We start from the raw sequence: 17,169 nt of genomic DNA, 5'->3' as shown, positions 1-17,169 counted from the left end.
GCCTCAATGCTTGTCGGTGAGGTTTTTGCCGATCATCCGGACGAGGATGATGGCGGCGATGTTGGCAATGACTACGGCAATCAAGCCACCGGCCGAAGCCATGCCGACGTCGAACTGCACCAGCGCCTGGTTGTAGATCAGATAGGCAAGGTTGGTGGAGGCATAGCCGGGGCCACCGTTGGTGGTGGTGAAGATCTCGGCGAACACCGACAGCAGGAAGATGGTTTCGATCATCAGTACCACGGCAATCGGGCGGGCCAGGTGCGGCAGGGTCAGGTGCCAGAAGATCGCAATGGGGCCGGCACCGTCCAGGCGGGCGGCTTCTTTCTGTTCCTGGTCCAGCGACTGCATGGCGGTCATCAGGATCAGAATCGCAAAGGGCAGCCATTGCCAGCTCACGATGATGATGATCGACAGCAGCGGGTAATGGGCCAGCCAGTCCACCGGTTGGGCGCCGAACAGCTTCCACACCGAGGCGAGGATCCCCGAGACCGGGTGGAAGATCAGGTTCTTCCAGATCAGCGCACCGACGGTGGGCATGATGAAGAACGGCGAGATCAGCAGCACACGGACGATGCCGCGACCGAAAAACTCACTGGCTTCCAGTAGCGCGCTGATCAATACCCCGAGGACGATACTGATCAACAGCACGCTGCCCACCAGCAACAAAGTATTGGTGGCGCCGGGCATGAAACCCGAGTCGGTCAGGAAATAGGTGAAGTTCTCCAGCCCGACGAATTCGTTTTCGCCGGGGTAGAGCAGGTTGTAGCGGATCATCGAGAAGTAGACGGTCATGCCCAGCGGCACGATCATCCACAGCAGCAACAAGGCCACCGAAGGGCTGACCAGGAACCAGCCGGGGTTGGCCAGGCGGATCTTGCGCGCCGGCGGCGGGGCAATCTCGATGGGGGCTTTGGCGGTTGTAGTTGAGCTATTCATGGCATTGAACCGATTTTTGCGGGCCTATGAAGATCCACTGTGGGAGCGAGCTTGCTCGCGATGGCGTCGTGTCAGTCACTCGTGATATTGGCCGGGGAGCCCTCATCGCGAGCAAGCTCGCTCCCACAGGTATCGGGAGCGGGCCTCAATGAGCTGACTACTTGGGATACCCAGCGCGTTTCATCTCGCGTTCGGTGGTGGACTGCGCGGCGGTCAACGCCTGGTCCACGGTCTGCTGGCCGGTCAGCGCGCCCGAAAAGAACTTGCCCACCTGGGTGCCGATGGCCTGGAATTCGGGAATGGTCACCAACTGGATGCCGATGTAGGGCACAGGCTTGAGGGTTGGCGCTTTCGGATCGGCGACTTTCAACGATTCCAGGGTCACCTTGGCAAACGGCGCGGCCTTCATGTACTCGTCGCTGTAGGTCGAGGTGCGGGTGCCTGGTGGTACGTTGGCAATGCCGTCGGTCTTGGCGACCAATTGGCTGTACTCCTTGGACGTCGCCCAGGTGGTAAAGACCGTGGCGGCTTCCTTGGCTTTGGAACTGGTCGGGATAGCCAGTGACCAGGAGTACATCCACGAGGTGCCTTTGTCGGTTTTTTCGTGGGGGGCGAAGGTGAATCCAACGTGATCGGACACCTTGCTCTGGGTCTTGTCGGTGACGAACGAGCCAGCGACGCTGGCATCCACCCAGATCGCGCATTTGCCGCTGTTGAACAGCGCCAGGTTTTCGTTGAAACCGTTGCTGGAGGCGCCCGGCGGGCCGGATTTCTTCATGTTGTCGACATAGAAGTTGAGTGCGTCTTTCCACTCGGGGCCATTGAATTGTGGCTGCCACTTCTCATCGAACCAGCGCGCGCCATAACCGTTGGCCAGGGTGGTGATGAGCGCCATGTTCTCGCCCCAACCGGCCTTGCCCCGCAGGCACAGGCCATATTGCTCCTTGGATTTGTCGGTGAGCTTTTCCGCGAACTCACCGATCTGGGTCCAGGTCGGGTGTTCGGGCATGGTCAGCCCGGCGTCCTTGAACAGGTCCGTGCGGTAATAGGTGATCGAGCTTTCGGCATAGAACGGCAGGGCGTACAGCGAGCCTTTGACCGACAAACCATCGCGCACGGAAGGGAAGACGTCGTCCAGGTCGTAGGAGGCCGGCAAATCCTTCATCGGCTCCAGCCAGCCCTTGGCGCCCCAGAGTGCAGCTTCGTACATGCCAATGGTCAGCACGTCGAACTGTCCGCCCTGAGTGGCGATGTCGGTGGTCAGGCGCTGGCGCAGGACGTTTTCTTCGAGCACCACCCAGTTGAGCTTGATGTCCGGGTGCTCGGCCTCGAAGGTTTTCGAGAGCTTTTGCATGCGGATCATGTCGCTGTTGTTGACGGTGGCAATGGTCAGGGTCTGTGCGCCGAAGCTGACGCTACTGAGGGTCATGCAGGTGGAGACAAGCAGAGCTTTTACCGAAGGTTTCATCGCGCACTCCTTTTCCGCGCCCGAAAGCTGCGGAAGGACAGTTATTGTTTTTGTGTCTTCCGGATGAAGGGAAGAATGTGCGCTGATTACAGCCTTCAATGGACGGCGTGACAAATCATCCGTCGCACTTGTGCTGATACTTTTTTGCACTGGAGGGATTAATGCCTGCCACTTCAGGCCGAACAAAGGACCCGTGGCGAGGGAGCTTGCTCCCGCTGGGGCGCGCAGCGGCCCTCAACAATTCCCCTGACAACTCGGTGCGAAAGGCTGATCCAGGGGGCTGCTTCGCAGCCCAGCGGGAGCAAGCTCCCTCGCCACAGGGGATCTCTGTCAGGGCGAAAAGTCTCAGCCTTGGTTCTGCTCGGTCAACCGCTGCACCGCCAGCCGCCGGTAGTGCGAAGGCGTCATGCCCTTGAGCTGCTGGAAACGCCGGTTGAAATTGGAGATGTTGTTGAAACCGGATTCAAAACACACGTCCGTCACCGGTTTGTCGCCGTCGGCCAGCAATTCGCAGGATTTGCTGATACGCAGGCGATTGACGAATTCGATGAAGCAGCGGCCAGTGGCCTGTTTGAACACCCGGCTGAAGTAGGTGGGTTTCATACCCAGGTGTTCGGCGACTTCTTCCAGGGGCAGCTCCCGGGCGTAATGGGCAAAGATGTAGTCCACCGCGCGGTTGGTGCGGTCGATGCTGTGTTCGTCCGCCGTTTGCGGGGCGGTCGCGCCGGACAGCAGTTGGTAGTCATCCGTGGCGGCCAGCAGCTCCATCAGGATGAAAAAGTGCCCCAGGCGGCTCATGCCCTGGGAATCGGCGATACGCTGCATCAGGCTCATGGCCTGGCGGATGGTGCGCTTGCAACGGAACTCGATGCCGTATTGGGCGCGTTCGAGCAGCGGGGCGACCGTCTTGAGCTCGGCGAATACCTGGTGGCCGCTTTCGAACAACTCGTCGGTGAAGTTCACCAACATGTCGCGCTTGGGCACCACTTCGTCCTCGGCCACCTGGCTGATCCAGTTGTGGGGCAGGTTGGGCCCGGTGAGAAACAGCGACTGGGGGTAGAAGTTGCCGATGTAGTCGCCAATGAACACCTTGCCGGAACTGGCGACGATCAAGTGCAGCTCGTATTCCTTGTGGAAATGCCAGCGCACCAGCGGGCAGGGAAAGCCGTGCTGCCGGTAGATGATGGACAGCCCGTTGTGGTCGTCCATCAACTCGTAGGAGGGGTCGGTGACTCTGGCTGTTCGGGTCATGGGCCTGGCGCTTTTATTGTTATCGCCACTGGATAATGCCCCCTTCGCCAGGCAGGTGCCACCCTGGCGTCTAACCGTTGCGGTTTTTTTCTTCGATCCACTGGGACATGTATTGAGTGCTTTTGTGCTGGTGGTGACGCAGCATGCTGCCGGTGAAATTGTCCCGGCGTCGTTGTGCCAGGTCTGCCCGGCAAGCGTTGATGCTGTCGATCAGCGCCGGCCCATGTACCTGTTGTCGGTAGCGGCTCGCCAGCAGCGCAAGGCCTGCGTGCTGGGCCTGGGTCCAGCGCGCCTGGTCGCTATACAACTGCACCGCCGCGCCGGCGATGCCTTTGGCGCTCTGGGCAATCGACCCGGGCCAGGGCATGTCGCCGTGCATGGCTTCGGCTCCCACGGGCGTGGTGACGTTGGGGGTACCGCAGAGCATGGCGTCGATCAGCTTGCCCTTGATCCCGGCGCCGAAACGCAACGGCGCCAGGCAGATGCGTGCCGCCGACATGACCTGCAAGGCGTCCTCGGCCCAGTTCATGATGTGAAAGCCCTGGGCCGGATTGTGCAATGCAGCGGCCTTGGGCGGGGTATAGGCGCCGTACAGGTGCAATTGTGCGCCGGGCAATTGCTGCCGGATCAGCGGCCAGATGGCGTTTTTCATCCAGAGCACGGCGTCCCAGTTCGGCGCGTGGCGAAAGTTGCCGATACTCAGGAAATGCGCCCGGTCCTCGAACGCTACCGACGGCTCACTGGGCAGGTCCAGCATCAACGGGCACCAGTGCAGCAGGTTGCGAGGCAGCTTGAAGTGTTCCACCAACAGTTCGATTTCAACCTCGGACACCATCAGGTTGAGGTCGCAGCGGTACAGGGCGGCGATTTCCCGCTTGGCCAGGTCGGTGTCGGCCATCCGTTGGAACTCCTCGCCCAGGGCCGGGGCGAAGAGGTCGCTGAAGTCCTCGCTCGCCTCATCGCGCTTCAGGCGCTCTTTCAGGCGTTGATGCCGGGCGTGACGCAGGCTTTGCAGATCGGAGGTCTCCAGCACCCGCAGGGCACCGGGGCAGTGCTTTTCGACGCGCCAGCCGAACTGTTCTTCCATCATGAACTGGTCGAACAGCACGATGTCCGGCGCAAGTGTCTGGATGAACACGTCGAAGCTGCTGCTATTGAGTTCGATGGGCACTTCGCGGATACCCAACGCAACCAGGTCGGCGCGCTGCTCGCCCGGGCCGGCCGGGCTGCTGAAGGTGATGTCCCAGCCTTGGCCGAGGAAGGTGTCGAGGATCTGCATGACGTGCCCACTGGCAGCCGATGAGCGCGGCTCGGGCCAGACATAGCCGATAACCAGGACTTTGGTGGCAGTGGGGTGATGCATGAGCAGGGGGTTCCTCGGAGCGAATCAGGCGCCATCGGCGCGCGGGGCGCCGATAGTGACCAAGAATGCGATCCGGCTCAAGCAAGAATGCGTTTGACCTTGTCCCGCAATTGATCGATGGAGAAGGGTTTGCCGATCACCGACATGCCTTCAGGCACATCGATACTTTCGGCATATCCGCTGGCAAACAGCACCGGCAGCTGTGGCCGCTCGAGTCGAGCCTGCTTGGCCAATTCGCGTCCGTCCATTACCGGCAGGCCGACGTCGGTCATCATCAGGGCGATGTCCTGTTGGTGGTCGCGCAAAAACTTCAGCGCCTGCTCACAACCGTCCGCCTCCAGCACCTGGTATTCCAGTTCTTCCAGCACGTCGACGATCAACATCCGCACAATGTCATCGTCTTCGACTACCAGGATGGTGGGCTGGGTGGCGGCAGGGGTGGTGGGCATAGTCGACATTCTCGAAAGATGGGAGCGGGAGGGGCACGGAAAAAAACGGCCTCATTCATGAGTAAGTGCCAAGGCGGCACAAGTTCCCTGGGTTGTACAAGAAAGGATCTATAGTACAAGAGCTGACAAGGATAGTCGCTTCCCTGCTATAAGACGGATTGTCGTGGGATTCGCCTCCTTGACTTGTCAGAAAATGTGGATCCAAGCGCGGTTTTTCGGGCAAACTCCACCGATTTCAACTGTCCACCAAGGCCCTCTCCATGACTCCTTCGTCTTCGGTCGACGAGCAAAGCTTTCGCAAACTCCTGAGCCGCAATATCAGCCTGCCGTTGGGCATGGGCGCCCTCAGCGCGGTGTTTTTTGTCATCCTTATCACGTACCTGCTGTCGGTGATCCAGTGGGTCGGCCATACCGACAGGGTGATCAATAACGCCAACGAAGCGCTCAAGCTGAGCGTGGACCTGGAAACCGGCATGCGCGGCTACCTGTTGAGTGGTGACGAGCACTTCCTCGACCCCTATGAAGTGGCCAAGCCACGGATTGCCGTGGCGTTGGACACATTGTTGGAATTGACAGCTGATAACCCCGTCCAGACCGACCGCCTGCACAAGATCCAAGCACTCCAGACGGAGTGGGCCAATTACGCTCAAAGCATGATCGACCTGCAACGTAGCAGCGGCGATTACCGGGGCGCGGTGAAGGCCGGGCGCGGCAAGCGCCTGACTGACGAAATTCGCCAGTCCTTCGAAGAAGTCGTCGAGACCGAGCAACAATTGCGCGCGGCCCGCAACCAGGATGTGCGCACCACCACCGTCTGGAGCATTGCCCTTTACCTGTTGTTCGTCGCAGCGGTCAGCGGGCTGCTGGCCTACGTCGGTCGCCGGGATCTGTTGAACCTGTCCGAAAGCTACAGCGCCAGCCTGAAAGTCCAGCAACGCAGCGCTTTGCACCTGGAGAAGCAGGCCTGGCTGCGTAACGGCCAGACGCAACTGGCCGAGCAGGTCCTGGGGCAACTGTCGCTGAACCTGTTGGGCCGCAACATCCTGCAGTTCTGTGCGAAATACCTGGGCGTCGCTGTCGCTGCGCTTTATGCGCGGGAAGAAAATGGAGTCCTCAGGCGTGTCGCCACCTACGGGCTGTCCCGGGAGGATGAAGAACAACAGCAGGTGATCGTCGCCGGCGAAGGCATCGCTGGCCAGGCCGTGCAGCAGGGGCGCCTTATTCGTCTGGACGACGTACCGAACGATTATCTGAAAGTCAGCTCCGGGCTGGGGCAAGGCCTGCCCAACAGCGTGCTGGTGGTGCCCACCAGTGACGATGACCGGATCAACGGTGTCATCGAACTGGGTTTCCTGCGGCCATTGACCGAGCGTGACGTCGAGCTGCTGGAGCTGATCGCCGGCAATATCGGCACCTCCATCGAAGCCGCCCGTTATCGCCAGCGCCTGCAGGAAGTCCTGGCCGAAACCCAGCAGTTGAACGAAGAGCTGCAAGTCCAGCAGGAAGAGCTCAAGACCGCCAACGAAGAGTTGGAAGAACAGTCGCGCATCCTCAAGGAGTCCCAGGCCCACCTGGAAGCCCAGCAACAGGAACTGGAGCAGACCAACGAGCAATTGGCCGAGCAGCGCGACGCCATGGACCAGAAGAACAGCGAATTGAACCTGGCCCAGATCCAATTGCAGGAGCGCGCCGAAGAGCTGCAGCGCTCGAGCAAGTACAAGTCCGAGTTCCTGGCCAATATGTCCCATGAGTTGCGCACGCCGCTCAACAGCTCGCTGATCCTGTCCAAGCTGCTGGCGGAAAACCCGCAGCACAATCTCAGCGAGGAGCAGGTCAAGTTTGCCGAGTCGATCTACTCCGCCGGCAACGACCTGCTGAACCTGATCAACGACATCCTCGACATCTCCAAGGTCGAGGCCGGAAAGCTGGAAGTGCGTCCGGAAAACACCAGCGTGCAGCGGCTGGTGGAAGGGCTGCAGGATATGTTCAAGCCGTTGGCGGCGGACAAGGGCCTGAGTTTCGAGGTCCAGGTGCTGCCCGATGCGCCGGCGATGCTCTACACCGATCGCCAGCGCCTGGAACAGGTGATCAAGAACCTGCTGTCCAACGCCGTGAAATTCACCGAGCAAGGTTCTGTCAGCCTGTCCGTGGCCGGTCAGCCAGGCTCGGGCATCGCGTTCATCGTGCGGGACTCCGGGATCGGCATCGCCGTCGATCAACAGCAAAGTATTTTCGAAGCGTTCCGCCAGGCCGATGGCACCACCAACCGTCGCTACGGCGGCACGGGCCTGGGGTTGTCGATTTCCCGGGACCTGGCCATGTTGCTGGGCGGTTCGATTTCGGTCTCCAGCGAGCCGGGGCAGGGCAGTGTGTTTACGCTGGTATTGCCTGAGCGTTATGTCGAGCCCGGTGACACGCCGATAGCGCCAATGACCTTCACCCCGACGGCCACCGCGCCGGCGTCTGTCGCGCCCAAGGCCGCAGCGGCGCCGCTGGTCGCCGAGGTGGACACGCCGATTGCCCGGTTCGCCGACGACCGCGACAAGGCGCCGTTCGACACCCGTTGCATCCTGGTGATCGAAGACGAGCCCAAGTTCGCCCGGATTCTGTTCGACCTGGCCCACGAGCTCGGGTACCAGTGCCTGGTGGCCCACGGTGCCGACGAAGGCTTCGACCTCGCTTTGCAACTGGCTCCCGACGCGATCCTGCTGGACATGCGCCTGCCCGACCATTCCGGACTGACGGTGTTGCAGCGGCTCAAGGAGCAGGCCGAAACCCGGCACATCCCGGTGCACGTGATTTCCGTCGAAGACCGTGTCGAAGCCGCCATGCACATGGGCGCTATCGGCTATGCCGTCAAGCCGACCACCCGTGAAGAACTCAAGGACGTGTTCGCCCGCCTGGAGGCCAAGCTGACCCAGAAGGTCAAGCGGGTGCTGCTGGTGGAGGACGATGATCTGCAGCGCGACAGTATTACCCGCCTGATCGGCGACGATGACATCGAGATCACCGCCGTTGGCTTGGCCCAGCAGGCCCTGGACCTGCTGCGGACCAATGTCTACGACTGCATGATCATCGACCTCAAGTTGCCGGACATGCTCGGCAATGACCTGCTCAAGCGCATGTCCAGCGAAGACATCTGTTCCTTCCCGCCGGTGATCGTCTACACCGGGCGCAACCTGACACGGGACGAAGAAGCCGAACTGCGCAAGTATTCACGCTCGATCATCATCAAGGGCGCCCGTTCGCCAGAGCGCTTGCTGGACGAGGTGACACTCTTTCTGCACAAAGTCGAATCCCGGTTGTCCCATGAACGACAGCGGATGCTCAAGACCGCCCGCAGCCGCGACAAGGTGTTCGAAGGCCGCAAGGTGCTGTTGGTGGACGACGATGTGCGCAACATCTTTGCCCTGACCAGCGCCCTGGAGGCGAAGGGGGCGATCGTGGTCATTGGCCGTAATGGCTTGGAGGCGATCGATCGCCTGAATGAATTCGACGACATCGACCTGGTGCTGATGGATGTGATGATGCCGGAGATGGATGGTTTCGAAGCCACCACGCTGATCCGCAAGGATCCGCGCTGGCGCAAGCTGCCTATCATCGCCGTGACGGCCAAGGCCATGAAGGACGATCAGGAACGCTGCCTGGCGGCGGGTTCCAATGACTACCTGGCCAAGCCGATCGATCTGGATCGTCTGTTCTCGCTGATTCGCGTGTGGTTGCCGAATATGGAAAGAATTTAGTGGAACGTGACACTGACATTGAACTTCGTTTGTTGATCGAAGCGATTTACCTCAAGTACAGCTACGATTTTCGCGATTATTCCGGCGCCTCCATCAAGCGCCGGGTCCACCATGCGTTGAGCCAGTTCGAGTGCAAGACCATTTCGGCCTTGCAGGAACGCGTGCTGCACGACCCGGGTGCATTCATGCAGTTGCTGCAGCTGCTGACGATCCCCGTCAGCGAGATGTTTCGCGACCCCTCGCATTTCCTGGCGATCCGCGAGGAAGTCGTGCCGCTGCTCAGGACGTACCCTTCGATCAAGATCTGGATCGCCGGTTGCAGCACGGGAGAGGAGGTCTACTCCATGGCGATCCTGCTGCGAGAAGAAGGCCTGCTGGACCGCACATTGATCTACGCCACCGACATCAATCCGCGCTCGTTGGAAAAAGCCAAGCAAGGCATTTTCTCCCTGGAAAACGTGCGCACCTATACGCAGAACTACCAGAACGCTGGAGGCCGGCGATCGTTTGCCGATTACTACACAGCCGCCTACGATTATGCGATGTTCGATAAAACCCTGTGCGAGAACGTGACCTTCGCCGATCACAGTCTGGCGACCGATAGTGTCTTTTCAGAAACTCAATTAATTTCATGTCGCAACGTGTTGATATATTTCAATAAAAAACTGCAAGATCGTGCATTTGGACTGTTCCATGAGTCCCTTTGTCACCGTGGTTTCCTGGTATTGGGCAGTAAGGAGACATTGGATTTTTCGGCTTACGGTCATCGATTCGAGCCGTTGGTCAAACAGGAACGGATCTATCGCAAGTTATGAACCAGACGAAGGACAGATCCAACTCGCCCATCGAGGCCATTGTCGTCGGTGCATCGGCCGGCGGCGTCGAAGCGTTGCTCAGGGTGTTCGGACACCTGCGCAAAGGTTTCGGCCTGCCCATCCTGGTGGTACTGCATTTGCCGAATGAGCGCGACAGCCAACTGGCCTCCGTGCTCGGCCATCGCCTGGCGGTGCCGGTGGCGGAAGCCCGGGACAAGCAGGACATCGCACCGGGTACCTTGTACGTCGCCACGCCCGGCTATCACTTGTCGGTCGAGGCCGACCGTTGCCTGTCGTTGAGCCTGGAGGAACCCGTACATCATTCGCGGCCGTCCATCGACGTACTGTTTGAGTCGGCCGCCGATGTCTATGGCGAGAAGTTGCTGGCCGTGGTAATGACCGGCGCCAATGGCGATGGCGCCCGGGGCCTGGCGAGGGTCAGGGCGCTGGGCGGGATCACCGTGGTCCAGGACCCCTCCGAAGCCCAGGTCGCGACCATGCCTGAAGCGGCGCTGGCCCTGCATGAGCCCGACCATATCCTTACTTTGCAAGGCATCGGCCAATTGCTGGCCGGGCTGGAATGAACCACATGCCAAGAGATATTCAAGCCAAACTGCTGATCGTCGACGATCTGCCTGAGAATCTGTTGGCCCTGGAAGCGCTGATCAGGGGGCCCGACCGCGAGGTCTTCAAGGCCCTGTCGGCGGACGAAGCCCTGTCCCTGCTGCTGCAACACGACTTTGCCCTGGCAATCATCGATGTGCAGATGCCCGAGATGAACGGTTTCGAGCTGGCCGAGCTGATGCGCGGCACGGAGAAGACCCGCAGCATCCCGATCATTTTCGTCAGCGCCGCCGGTCGTGAACGCAACTATGCCTTCACCGGTTATGAAAACGGCGCCGTGGACTTCCTGCACAAACCGCTGGACACCCAGGCCGTCAAGAGCAAGGTCAATGTGTTCGTCGAGCTGTATCGCCAGCGAAAGGCCATGAAGGAGCAAGTCGTAGCCCTCGAGCAGAGCCGGCGGGAACAGGAGATCCTGTTGCAGCAACTGGAGGCCACCCGCGGCGAGCTGGAGCAAGCGGTGCGTATGCGTGACGACTTCATGTCCATTGTCGCCCACGAGGTACGCACCCCCCTCAATGGCCTGATTCTCGAGACCCAATTGCGCAAGATGCACCTGGCCCGGGACAATGCCGCGGCCTTCAGCCTGGACAAGGTGCGGGCAATGGTCGAGCGTGACGAGCGCCAGATCAAGAGCCTGATCCGGCTGATCGAGGACATGCTGGATGTGTCGCGGATTCGTACCGGCAAGCTGTCGATCCGTCCGACCCGCTTCAACTTGACGGCTCTGGTGGAAAACCTGCTGCGCAACTTCCAGCCGCAGCTTGCCATCGCCGAGTGCTCATTGACCTGCCTGGCCGAGCCTGCGGTGGAGGGGCAGTGGGATGAGTTTCGCATCGAACAAGTGGTGTCGAACCTGTTGACCAATGCGCTGCGCTACGGTGGCAAGAGCCCGATCGAAGTGCGCGTCTACAAGACGCCCGAGCATGCCTGCATCGAGGTCCGGGACCACGGCATCGGCATCAGCGAGGAGAACCAGAAACGTATCTTCCAGCAGTTCGAGCGCGTATCGTCCAAGGCGGCCGCTTCGGGCCTGGGGCTGGGGCTGTTCATTTCCGAGCAGATCGTCACGGCCCATGGCGGGACGATCACGGTCGACAGTCGCCTCCATGAAGGGGCGTTGTTTCGTGTTTGCCTGCCCTTGCAGAAAACTGTCTTGGACAAAACCGCCGAACAGACGCAACCTCTGAGAGACCCTAAGGTCGTATCAGCAGCTATTGATCGAACAAAGGCTTCTCATGAGTGAAGATGCGCAAGATGTTGTATTGATCGTCGAGGATGACCCGTCGATCCTGATGGTGCTGTCTGCCTACCTGTCGGGCGAGGGATACCGGGTGCTGCAGGCCGAAAACGGTGACCAGGCGTTCGAGATCCTGGCGAGCAAGCCGCATCTGGACATGATGATTACCGACTTCCGCCTGCCGGGCGGTATTTCCGGGGTGCAGATCGCCGAGCCTGCGGTCAAGTTGCGACCCGAGCTGAAGGTCATCTTCATCAGTGGTTACGCGCAGGAAGTGCGCGACACCGATAGCCCCATTACCCGCAAGGCTCCGATCCTGGATAAACCGTTCGACCTGGATGAGCTACAGCGCATCATGCAGTCGATGTTGTCGTAGGTAGGTGAGGGGGGCATATCCCGGCAGATCAGGCGCCCCAATGCCTGCCCATCGCCTCAGACCTTGATCATCTCCCGTACCTTGGCCGTCAACAAATCAAACGTGAACGGTTTGGTGATCATCTGCATCCCAGGGTCAAGGAAGCCGCCGCGTACCGCCGCATGCTCGGCGTAGCCGGTGATGAACAGTACCCGCAGGTCCGGGCGTACCTGCCGGCCGATTTCCGCCAATTGCCGACCATTCATGCCGGGCAGGCCTACGTCGCTGATCAGCAGGTCGATGCGTTGGCCTGACTCGAGGATAGGGACCGCGCCATTGGCGTCGGCCGCTTCCACAAAGGCATAACCCAGTTCGCTCAACACCGCGCTCACCAGCACCCGCACCGCCGGATCGTCCTCGACGATCAGCACGGTTTCGCCGTCCTGTGCATACGGCGCATGTTGGGTGGTGACCTGGGGTTCGTGGACTTCTTCACCGCGGAAGCGCGGCAGGTACAGGTTCACGGTGGTGCCTTTGTCGACTTCGCTGTCGATGGTCACGTGGCCACGCGACTGCTTGCTGAAGCCATAGATCATCGACAGGCCCAGCCCGGTGCCCTGGCCGATCGGCTTGGTGGTAAAAAACGGATCGAAAGCGCGGCCGATCACCGCTTCGGGCATGCCACAACCGGTGTCCTGCACGCTCAGCACCACATAGTCGCCGGGCTCCAGGTTGGTGTAGGCATCGGTGAAGTCGGCGTCCAGGTGTCGGTTGCAAGTCTGCACCACCAGGTTTCCGCCGTTGGGCATGGCATCCCGGGCATTGAGCACCAGGTTGAGCAGGGCGCTTTCCAGTTGGTTGGGGTCAGCCTCGGCGACCCAGAGCTGTTCGTCCAATCGCATGTCCAGGCGAATGCTTTCGTTGAGGCTGCGTTGCAGCAGCTCGCCCATGGACAGCACCAGCGTATTCATCTGGACGGCCTTGGAGTCCAGCGATTGCCGTCGGGAAAATGCCAGCAGGCGATGGGTCAGGCCGGCGGCGCGGTTGGCCGAGGTCACGCCCAGGTCGATCAGGCTGTCCAGATCCTCGGTACGGCCACGAGCCAGGCGTCGACGCAGCAGTTCGAGGCTGCCGATGATCCCGGTGAGCATGTTGTTGAAGTCGTGGGCGATACCGCCGGTCAACTGGCCGACCGCTTCCATTTTTTGCGACTGGCGCAGAGCCTCTTCGTTGTGACGCAACTGGGCGGTACGTTCTTCTACCTGCTGCTCGAGGGTTTCAAGGGTGGTCTGCAGGCGCAGTTCACTGTTGCTGAGGTCGATCAGGCGGTCGCGGGCTTCGTACTGCCTTCGACGACCCCGCAGGGCGGTGGTCACCAGACTGATCAGGGTCACAGGATGGAAAGGACGCTCGAGGAAGGTCACGTTGCCCAATTGCGTACCGATACGGGCCGCCGGGTTCTGTTCCGGCCCGCCGTGATGGGTCAACAAGACAATGGGCAGGTCGGACCAGGTTGGCTGCTGTTCGATTTGCAGGAACAGCGTTTCCAGGTCGGGCCCTACCAAAGCCTCCGAAGAAATCACCAGCAGGCCGGCACCGCTTTCCAACTCTTCGCACAAATGGCCCAGGTGGCGGCAGATGAGGCCGGCAAAACCGGCTTCATTGAGGATCATCAAGGCGATCTGGCTGTCCCGTCCCAGCGGCGCGAGGATCAACGCCCGCTCGGACAGCGGCTCGGCCAGCGTCACCGGTGTTCATCCTTGAGCAGCGGGTTGCTCTCGCCCATGTAGGTGGGAACTCCGCGCAAGACGCCTTGGAACGCCTCCAGTGGCTCGCCGATGGTCATCCCCAAGCCGCTGATGCGGTATTCGCGGATGGTCGACTCGTGGCTGCCGGTGCGTTTCTTGATGATGGAGATCGCCCGGCGAACCTTGCCCAGTGCTTCGAAATAACGCAACAGAATCACCGTGTCGGCCAGGTAAGTAATGTCCACGGGCGCCTGCATGTCGCCGACCAGGCCGTGCTGGGCGACGGTCATGAAGGTCGCCGCGCCCTTGCGGTTGAGATAGAGCAGCAATTCATGCATGTGCAGTACCAGGGCGTTCTCTTCCGGCATGGCCGCCTGATAACCGTTGATACTGTCGATGACCACGGTCTTGATGTTGCCCTCATCGACGCAACGGCGCACGCGATGGGAGAACTCGCCGGGGGACAACTCGGCCGCGTCGACCTGTTCGATCAGCAGGTTGCCGGTCTCTAGCAGGGCCTGCAGATCGATGCCGATGTTTTTCATGCGCTCGAACAGCAAGCCCAGCTCTTCGTCGAAGATGAACAGCGCGGCCTTCTCGCCACGATGCACGGCGGCTGCGGCAAAAATCAGCGCGATCAGCGACTTGCCGGTACCCGCGGGGCCCAGGATCAAGGTGCTGGACCCCGTCTCGATACCGCCGCCCAGCAATGCATCCATTTCGGCGATGCCGCTGGAGAGTTGCTGGCGCAGATACTGTCCACGGTGTTCGGCGGCTACCAGGCGCGGGAAGACGTGCACGCCGTCGCCCATGATGGTGAAGTCATGGTAACCGCCGCGGTACTTCTGCCCGCGATACTTGACCACCCGGATCCGCCGCCGCTCGGCGCCGTAGTTGGGAGTCAGCTCTTCCAGGCGAATCACCCCGTGGGCGACGCTGTGCACGGTCTTGTCCAGGGATTCGGTGGTCAGGTCGTCGAGCAACAGGACCGTGGCGTCGTAGCGCACGAAATAATGCTTGATCGCCAGGATCTGGCGACGATAGCGCAGGGAGCTTTGCGCCAGCAGACGGATCTCCGACAGGCTGTCGAGTACGACCCGGGTCGGCTTGACCCGTTCGACCACTTCGAAAATCTGCCGCGTCGCTTCGCCCAGTTCCAGGTCCGAGGAGTACAGCAGGCTCTGCTGGTGCTCGGCATTGAGCAGGCTTTCGGGCGGGGTCAGCTCGAAAATATGAATATTGTCATCCAGCGTCCACCCGTGGGAGGTCGCGCCCTGACGCAGTTCACGCTCGGTTTCCGATAGCGTGATGTACAACGAGCGCTCGCCAGCCTTGGCGCCGGCTAACAGAAAATGCAACGCGACCGTGGTCTTACCAGTCCCGGGTTCCCCCTCGAGCAGGAACACATGGCCGCGGGACAAACCACCAGAGAGGATATCGTCCAGTCCCTCGATGCCGGTGGCGGCTTTTGCACTGATCAACTCGTTAGATGTAGACAAAAATAGCCCTCTCATGACTAGGGAAGTGGGCAGCAGGCGGGGTAACGCCTGAAATCGACTGCCTGAACACTTGACCTTTGGCGGTGATGGCGGTTCCGCTTACATCGACAAAACGCGGTGCACTGCACAACTTTGTAGGCGCTGTCGAGCGAAACGAGGCTGCGATCTTTCACCAGGCAATTGAGTCGCAAGTGAACAAGCAACCAGAAGATCGCAGTCTTCGGCAGCGCCTACAGGCCCTGTTGCAGCGCCGGGTCATCGGGGTTCAACTGTTCCAGTTTCGCCAACAGGATCTGCACATTCTGCAACTGACCGGTTTCCTTCCAATAGTTGATCAGCAACACCCGGGCCTTGCGGTCGGCGGGGTAGCGCTGGACGATTTCCTGCAACTGCTTCTGCGCGGCTTCCACTTCCTGTTCGGCATGCAAGGTGGTCGCCAGGTCATAGCGGTAATGCCGGTTCTCGGGTTCCAGTTCCACGGCTTTTGCCAGACCGAGCACCGCATACTCGCTCTGGCCGTGTTGCAGCAGCCACATGCCCAGCGCATGTTGCAGATAAGCCGACGGTGGCTGGGTTTGCAACTGTCGGGCGAGCAATTGTCGTGCGGCTTCGCCCTGGCCTTGTTTGTCCAGCACTTCGATCTGCATGACCAGCGCCGGGAGATTGTCCGGTTGCAGGCGCAAGGCCTGCTCAAGGGCCAATTGGGCTTTCTTCAATTCGGCGTTGTGCAGGTGCAGCCGAGCGAGCTGGTAGTGGGCGTCCGCGGTTTTCGGACCGTCCTCGAGCACCTGCTCCCAGGTATCGATGGCGATCTGCATCGCGCCGAAATACAAGCCGAGGTCATCCGGCGAGAGGCCCAACAGGGCATTCACGGCAGCGAACCGGACATTCGGGTCGTCATCATCCAGAAGTGGGCCGAGCAACAGGCTGCGCTGGCCCGTCGGCACCAGCCCGACGACGCTGCCGATGGCGGCCTGACGCACGTCCGGTGATTCGCTGTGCAGGTCCGCGTCCGCCAGTTTCAGGGCTTGCGGGCTGGGGTAGTTGGGCAGTTCGGCGTGCAGCCACACACGGCGCTTGGGTGAGAGGTCTGGACGCCCCAATTGCTGGTAAAGCATGCGCGCCGCCCCCGGCTGTCCGTTGCGGGCGCTTTCCAAGGCTTCACTGTAACCACGCTTGATCGCTTCGGGGATTTGCGGCGTGGTGCTGCGTAGCCACACCGCGACAAGACCGATCAACAACAGGGCACAGAGACTGAGGAGCAGATAGCGGCGGCGAGGCGAGGGCATGCAGGGAATCCATTACCAGAAGCGTGAAATGTCGCAAGCTTCGGTCAGGTGGCGGCTTGAGTCAAACCTTGTCACAGCGGTAGCGGACCTGTGGGAGGGGGACCCAACCCTGTACCCACCCGAGACCCCTGTGAGAGCCGGGCTTGCTCACGATGGCGGTTGCGCCTCCGACATCACCGCCAACTGACCCACCGCTATCGCGAGCAAGCGCGCTCCCACAATGGTCATGCCTGAACGGCTGGGACACCATGGCCCTGCGCTGGTAGATGACGTGGCCGGCCACCGACGTTCATGGCCGTGGGTTCACGGGATCTGTTTCTGGAGGAAGATGTTGCCTATGCACGGCGTCTGTCCTGATCGAAAGACTTGGGTTGATTGATCGCTTC

The 17,169-nt window shown here is 60.6% G+C and carries 13 protein-coding genes; 5 read left to right on the top strand and 8 right to left on the bottom strand.

Translation table 11 applies throughout. From position 1 onward, the window contains the following. Positions 1-3: 3 nt before the first annotated feature. The 5 genes from IB266_RS05150 to IB266_RS05130 form a co-directional block, all read right to left on the bottom strand. On the bottom strand, positions 4-939 hold the full coding sequence (locus tag IB266_RS05150; protein ID WP_053184628.1) for a carbohydrate ABC transporter permease: 936 nt from the start codon (positions 937-939) through the stop codon (positions 4-6). Between the two features lie 157 nt (positions 940-1,096). Beyond that, complete coding sequence (locus IB266_RS05145) at positions 1,097-2,407, bottom strand: ABC transporter substrate-binding protein (RefSeq protein ID WP_092200812.1); 1,311 nt, start codon at positions 2,405-2,407, stop codon at positions 1,097-1,099. Between the two features lie 345 nt (positions 2,408-2,752). Further along, positions 2,753-3,658, bottom strand: a complete 906-nt coding sequence (locus tag IB266_RS05140; RefSeq protein ID WP_060742529.1) for an AraC family transcriptional regulator — start codon at positions 3,656-3,658, stop codon at positions 2,753-2,755. A 70-nt stretch (positions 3,659-3,728) separates the two neighbouring features. After that, positions 3,729-5,021: a glycosyltransferase gene (locus IB266_RS05135; protein WP_192260425.1), complete on the bottom strand. Its 1,293-nt coding sequence runs from the start codon at positions 5,019-5,021 to the stop codon at positions 3,729-3,731. A gap of 77 nt (positions 5,022-5,098) precedes the next feature. Continuing rightward, positions 5,099-5,479, bottom strand: a complete 381-nt coding sequence (locus IB266_RS05130; RefSeq protein WP_192260424.1) for a response regulator — start codon at positions 5,477-5,479, stop codon at positions 5,099-5,101. A gap of 251 nt (positions 5,480-5,730) precedes the next feature. Between IB266_RS05130 and IB266_RS05125 the strand changes: the two genes are divergently transcribed. From IB266_RS05125 to IB266_RS05105, 5 genes are read left to right on the top strand one after another with little or no spacing between them, the layout of a single operon-like run. After that, positions 5,731-9,213: a response regulator gene (locus tag IB266_RS05125; RefSeq protein ID WP_192260423.1), complete on the top strand. Its 3,483-nt coding sequence runs from the start codon at positions 5,731-5,733 to the stop codon at positions 9,211-9,213. After that, entirely contained in the window at positions 9,213-10,028 is an 816-nt protein-coding gene (locus IB266_RS05120) for a CheR family methyltransferase (protein ID WP_192260523.1), read from the top strand. Before IB266_RS05125 ends, IB266_RS05120 begins: the two co-directional genes overlap by 1 nt. Further along, positions 10,025-10,612, top strand: coding sequence for a chemotaxis protein CheB (locus IB266_RS05115; RefSeq protein ID WP_192260422.1), 588 nt, complete (start codon positions 10,025-10,027; stop codon positions 10,610-10,612). The genes IB266_RS05120 and IB266_RS05115 overlap by 4 nt, the downstream gene beginning before the upstream one ends. Positions 10,613-10,617: 5 nt before the next feature. Continuing rightward, positions 10,618-11,898, top strand: a complete 1,281-nt coding sequence (locus IB266_RS05110; protein WP_192260421.1) for a hybrid sensor histidine kinase/response regulator — start codon at positions 10,618-10,620, stop codon at positions 11,896-11,898. Next, positions 11,891-12,268, top strand: a complete 378-nt coding sequence (locus IB266_RS05105) for a response regulator (RefSeq protein WP_060742522.1) — start codon at positions 11,891-11,893, stop codon at positions 12,266-12,268. Before IB266_RS05110 ends, IB266_RS05105 begins: the two co-directional genes overlap by 8 nt. 56 nt (positions 12,269-12,324) lie before the next feature. On the opposite strand, the gene IB266_RS05100 is transcribed toward IB266_RS05105, so the two are convergent. The 3 genes from IB266_RS05100 to IB266_RS05090 all read right to left on the bottom strand — a co-directional run bounded on the left by IB266_RS05100 (position 12,325) and on the right by IB266_RS05090 (position 16,783). Continuing rightward, positions 12,325-13,995, bottom strand: a complete 1,671-nt coding sequence (locus IB266_RS05100; protein WP_192260420.1) for a response regulator — start codon at positions 13,993-13,995, stop codon at positions 12,325-12,327. Continuing rightward, positions 13,992-15,494: an ATPase domain-containing protein gene (locus IB266_RS05095; RefSeq protein WP_192260419.1), complete on the bottom strand. Its 1,503-nt coding sequence runs from the start codon at positions 15,492-15,494 to the stop codon at positions 13,992-13,994. The genes IB266_RS05100 and IB266_RS05095 overlap by 4 nt, the downstream gene beginning before the upstream one ends. A gap of 230 nt (positions 15,495-15,724) precedes the next feature. Beyond that, complete coding sequence (locus IB266_RS05090; RefSeq protein ID WP_192260418.1) at positions 15,725-16,783, bottom strand: tetratricopeptide repeat protein; 1,059 nt, start codon at positions 16,781-16,783, stop codon at positions 15,725-15,727. Positions 16,784-17,169 lie beyond the last annotated feature (386 nt).

The organism is Pseudomonas sp. Pdm06 (genome assembly GCF_014851795.1).
Lineage (GTDB): Bacteria > Pseudomonadota > Gammaproteobacteria > Pseudomonadales > Pseudomonadaceae > Aquipseudomonas > Aquipseudomonas fluorescens_AA.
The sequence above is the reverse complement of the archived record's forward strand: the minus strand, read 5'-3'. Positions and strand labels throughout refer to the sequence as shown.